General features: G+C 61.6%; 4 protein-coding genes and 1 pseudogene. 3 read left to right on the top strand and 2 right to left on the bottom strand.

Annotation, left to right across the window (positions count from 1 at the left end):
- Positions 1 to 106: 106 nt before the first annotated feature.
- Positions 107 to 1,138 carry an anthranilate phosphoribosyltransferase family protein gene (locus tag NW853_RS10775; protein WP_414336078.1) on the bottom strand — a complete coding sequence of 344 codons (1,032 nt, stop codon included), beginning with the start codon at positions 1,136 to 1,138 and terminating at the stop codon, positions 107 to 109.
- 29 nt (positions 1,139 to 1,167) lie between these two features.
- Complete coding sequence (locus tag NW853_RS10780) at positions 1,168 to 2,133, bottom strand: LysR family transcriptional regulator (RefSeq protein ID WP_414349007.1); 966 nt, start codon at positions 2,131 to 2,133, stop codon at positions 1,168 to 1,170.
- 124 nt (positions 2,134 to 2,257) lie between these two features.
- On the opposite strand from NW853_RS10780, the gene NW853_RS10785 reads away from it, so the two are divergent.
- From NW853_RS10785 to NW853_RS10795, 3 genes and pseudogenes are all read left to right on the top strand, one after another.
- Positions 2,258 to 3,409 carry a serine hydrolase domain-containing protein gene (locus tag NW853_RS10785; RefSeq protein ID WP_414349008.1) on the top strand — a complete coding sequence of 384 codons (1,152 nt, stop codon included), beginning with the start codon at positions 2,258 to 2,260 and terminating at the stop codon, positions 3,407 to 3,409.
- Positions 3,406 to 3,732 (top strand): XdhC family protein, encoded by a 327-nt coding sequence (locus NW853_RS10790; RefSeq protein WP_414349009.1) that lies wholly within the window; start codon positions 3,406 to 3,408, stop codon positions 3,730 to 3,732. Before NW853_RS10785 ends, NW853_RS10790 begins: the two co-directional genes overlap by 4 nt.
- 64 nt (positions 3,733 to 3,796) lie before the next feature.
- A pseudogene (locus tag NW853_RS10795) lies at positions 3,797 to 3,926 on the top strand (RNA-guided endonuclease TnpB family protein); the annotation flags it as partial.

The raw sequence follows: 3,926 nt of genomic DNA on the forward strand, positions 1-3,926 counted from the left end.
GGGGATCCCTCAGGGAGAGGGGCTGGGGGTGAGGGGATCCCTCAGGGAGAGGGGCTGGGGGTGCCTCAATCCAGTTTGTGAACTTATGAAACAAGGGATCCCGGCCCTAGGAGCGGTCGATCAACTGGGCCAGTTGTTTCAGCTTCTTCATCACCTGTCCAGAGCAAAGCAGGTCTTGCGCCTGTTGGATCCCTTCCTGCAAAGAGGGAGAATGGCCGAGGAGCCACAGATAGCTGCCCCCATTCCAGAGAACGGCTGGGGTGAGTTGACAAGGATCGCCGCTGAGCACCTGCTGCATCTGCTGCTGCAGCTCTTTTTCGCCGGCAAGAGGGATCTCTGGGCCTGCCAAGTGGCAATCGCGAGCCTTCAGGAGCAGCCGTTGCCCGCCCTGGTTCAGGATAGCTGCTCGTTCTCGCGGCAGGTCGCAACTGCCTTCCAAACCCTTGACGGTGGTAAATTGCCCGATCTCCCGCAGGGCAAACAGCTCCAGCAGCGTGGCCTCGGTGGGCGGGTGCACATAGCCCGCCACCAGGTGAAAGGGGCCTTGGTAGGGCGCCCAGACCAGCTCCAAGGTGGCCAAGGGGGGGCGTTTGCCGATTTGATCCCGGTAGTCCATCAGGGCCTGGGCTTGGGGAAAACAGGTGGGCAAATACAAAAATCCCAACCCGGTTTGTTCCAGCAGTTGCCCCACCTGCCCCAGGGATAGCCCCCGCCAATCGACCCCCAAGAGGCGCCAGACGACCTCCAAAGGTAGACCATACTTGGTGGGACAAAAGCCGGAGCCATGCAGCAAAACGGCTGCCCCTGCCGCGGCCAACAGCAAAGCCACCAGCACCCCCAGCGGCGCAGTCCGCGAGCGGCCATCGTAGGGATGGCCAAAGATAATCAAAGGATGGGGCAAATCCCGTTGGGGCAGAAGAGGGCCGTATTCTGCGTAGGCATCCAACATACCGGCCAGCTCTTCGGCGGTGGGGCGCTTGATGCGGTGGGCAATTAAAAAAGCTCCGATCTGGGCGGGAGTGGCTTCCCCCCGCAAGAGCATGCGAGCAGCGCTGGCCGCTTCGGCTCGGCTGAGATCTTGGTGAGTATGGGTGCCGCTGCCGATTTTTTTCAACAGCTCGCGAAACTCTTGGCTCATAGCATCGGCGATCAGGAGGGCTGGGCTACTCAGGATACTGACAACAACCTGGCAGATGGCTGAGGGATGTGGGGATCTGTGCCGGAAGCGGGCTCAACCTCGGGCTGCCTGATGAGCTGGGCGGCCAACTGCAAAAACCGGCGAATGGGCGGAATCTGGTAGCGATCGCTGGTGGTGACCATCACCACCTGCCGCCTCAACAGGGGAGGCTCGGTGGGCCGCACCTGCAACTCCGGATCGGCGTAGCAGTCCACCAGGGCCGACTCCGGCAGGAGAGCGATCAACTGCCCCTGTCGCACCACTCCCCGAAAGGCATCTAGGGTGTTCAGTTCCAGGGCTGCTTTGAGAGGGAGCCCCTGCCGGGCCAGATGGGATCCCACCAAGGAGCGCATGGCGTAGCCATCCTTGAAGACAGCCTGAGGATACTCGGCCAGCGCCTTCCAGGGGATCTGCTCGTAGCGGCTGAGGGGATGGGTGGAGGGCATCAACACCTGAATCGGCTCGGAATACAGCGGCTCCACCACCAGTTCTGCCCCCCGCGTCATCAGGGGATTGTCCATGACCAGGGCCACATCCACCAGCCCATCCCTGAGCACCTTCAAGGCGCGGTCGCTGCCCAGAGCCGTGACCCGCAACTGCACCTCTGGGTGCTCTTGACAAAACTGTTGCAGCACGGGCGGCAGTTGATGGGCAATCAGGGAATGGATCCCAGCAATGCAGAGTTCGGTCTGCTGGCCCTGCAGCCATTCTCGAAGGCTCTCCTGAGCCCGCTGCCATTCCTGACAGATGCGACGGGCATGGGGCAAAAGCCGTTCTCCCGCCACAGTTGGGGCCACCGGGTTTTTGCGATGCAACAGCGGGGCGCCCACGGCCTCTTCCAGAGCCTGGATCTGGCGACTGATGGCCGATTGGGTCAGACCCCTGAGGCGAGCAGCGGCCAAAAAGCTGCCCGTCTCCACCACGTTCAAAAAGGCTTGCAACAACTCCAGCCGCATTCGGGATCCCTTGGGCAATGTAACCAGCCACGGTGGCATCCTAGCCAGGGAAACGGTAGGCTTTTGTAAACGCCGTTACCAGTTGTTGGCTTGAGGATCCCCAAGCCAGGGGGAGACGAAGCAGATGAGTTGGGATCCGGCCTTGCTGACGGAGCTGCTCAACTCCGCCGTCCCGCGCCTTTTCCCCGCTGCCCAGGTGGCCATTCGCCACCGGGGAAAGTGTATTTACTCAAGGGCGGCAGGCTATCTTGACCCTGAGACCCGGTGCCAACCGACAACCTTGGCCATCTGTTTTGACCTGGCCTCCCTGACCAAGCTCTACACCGCCACCGCCTGCATGGTCTTGGTGGAAGCTGGAGCGTTGCAGTTGGATCAGCCGGTCAGTCTCCTGTTGCCGGAGTTTCAGGGATCCCGCCCCATTGCCCCCTATGAGGATCCTCTGCAGCCGGGGAAACGGATTGCTGTGGAACCGGAAATCGAAGGCGAGCTGATCCCGGCAGGGCAGGTGACGGTGCGGCAGTTGCTGGCCCACACCGCCGGCTTGCCCGCCTGGCGACCCCTTTTTCGACAGCCCGACGCCGCATCGGCCCGGCACATGGCCCTGCACACTTTTTTTTCCTACAAGCCGGGATCCCGTGTGGTCTACAGCGATCTGGGATTGATCTTGCTGGGCCTGGCTTTGGAACGTCTGAGCGGGGCCAGCCTGGATCAGATCTTGCACGCCCAGGTCTTGCGGCCTCTGAGCCTGAGCCAAACCCGGTTTTGTCCGGGGGATCCCTTCCATCCACCCCTTGCCTCTGTCCCTTGCGCGCCCACCGAGCTGTGCCCCTGGAGAAGGCGCCGTTTGCAGGGGCAGGTTCACGACGAAAATGCCGCCCGCCTGGGCGGGATCGCCGGCCATGCCGGGCTGTTCGCTACGGCAGAGGAGGTGGCCGCCTTCGGAGAGAGTTTTTTGACGGGATCCCTACTGCAGCCGCAGACGGTGCGGGAAATGACCCGCGAGCAGTTGCCTCAGCCAAATGCTCCGCAGCGCGGTCGCGAACGTCGAGGCTTGGGGTTTGCCTTACGCTCTGCGGATCCCTTGGCCAGCAGCTACCCGTTCAGCCCCGGCGCCTTCGGCCACACCGGCTTCACCGGAACCTCCCTGTGGATCGATCCAGAGCGGGAACTGGTGGTGGCCCTGCTCACCAACGCCGTCTATCACGGTCGGCAGGAGAACGGGTTCCAGGCTTTTCGGGTTGCCTTCCATCAGGCCATTCTGAGAGGACTGGCTTGATCTTCGATCTTTGTATCGCCTATCTGGCTGGCTTTCGCATTTGGGTTCAGGACGACCGCCCGGACTGGGTAACCCCTCAGCGCTTTCCCGATGCCGAGCGGCTGTACCCACAGCCCTTTGCCCAGCTTATCCCCGATCTGCAGAGGATCCCGCAGCTCTACATTGCTCTTCTCACCCGCAGCTACAACCTCGATGGCCAAACCCTACGGGCCATTTATCACTCCGGCCCCCATTACTTGGGGATGATCGGTAGCCGCAAGCGGGTGCAAGCCGTCCTGCAAACTCTGGCCCAGGAAGGGATCCCCAAGACTGCCTTCAGCTAGAAACCGCAGGAGCCCCGCCGTGGGGTCAGGGTCGGGAGAAATGCGGACGACGTATGATTGCAACATGACCCAAGTTTTAACCATCTCCTGCAAGCTCAAGGTATCTGCTTCGCAAGCCGTGAAGCTAGAGGCAACCTTATCGGCTTTTGCACAAGCACTCAACTGGGTCAACCAAAACACACCAGAGAAGGTGG

Source organism: Synechococcus sp. H55.11 (assembly GCF_047462475.1).
In the GTDB taxonomy this organism is placed as follows: Bacteria; Cyanobacteriota; Cyanobacteriia; order Thermostichales; family Thermostichaceae; genus Thermostichus.

Bases quoted from the DNA above. Each gene is read 5' to 3' on its own strand.
- NW853_RS10785 (WP_414349008.1), top strand. From the start codon at position 2,258: ATGAGTTGGGATCCGGCCTTGCTGACGGAGCTGCTCAACTCCGCCGTC.
- NW853_RS10780 (WP_414349007.1), bottom strand. From the start codon at position 2,133: ATGCGGCTGGAGTTGTTGCAAGCCTTTTTGAACGTGGTGGAGACGGGC.
- NW853_RS10775 (WP_414336078.1), bottom strand. From the start codon at position 1,138: ATGAGCCAAGAGTTTCGCGAGCTGTTGAAAAAAATCGGCAGCGGCACC.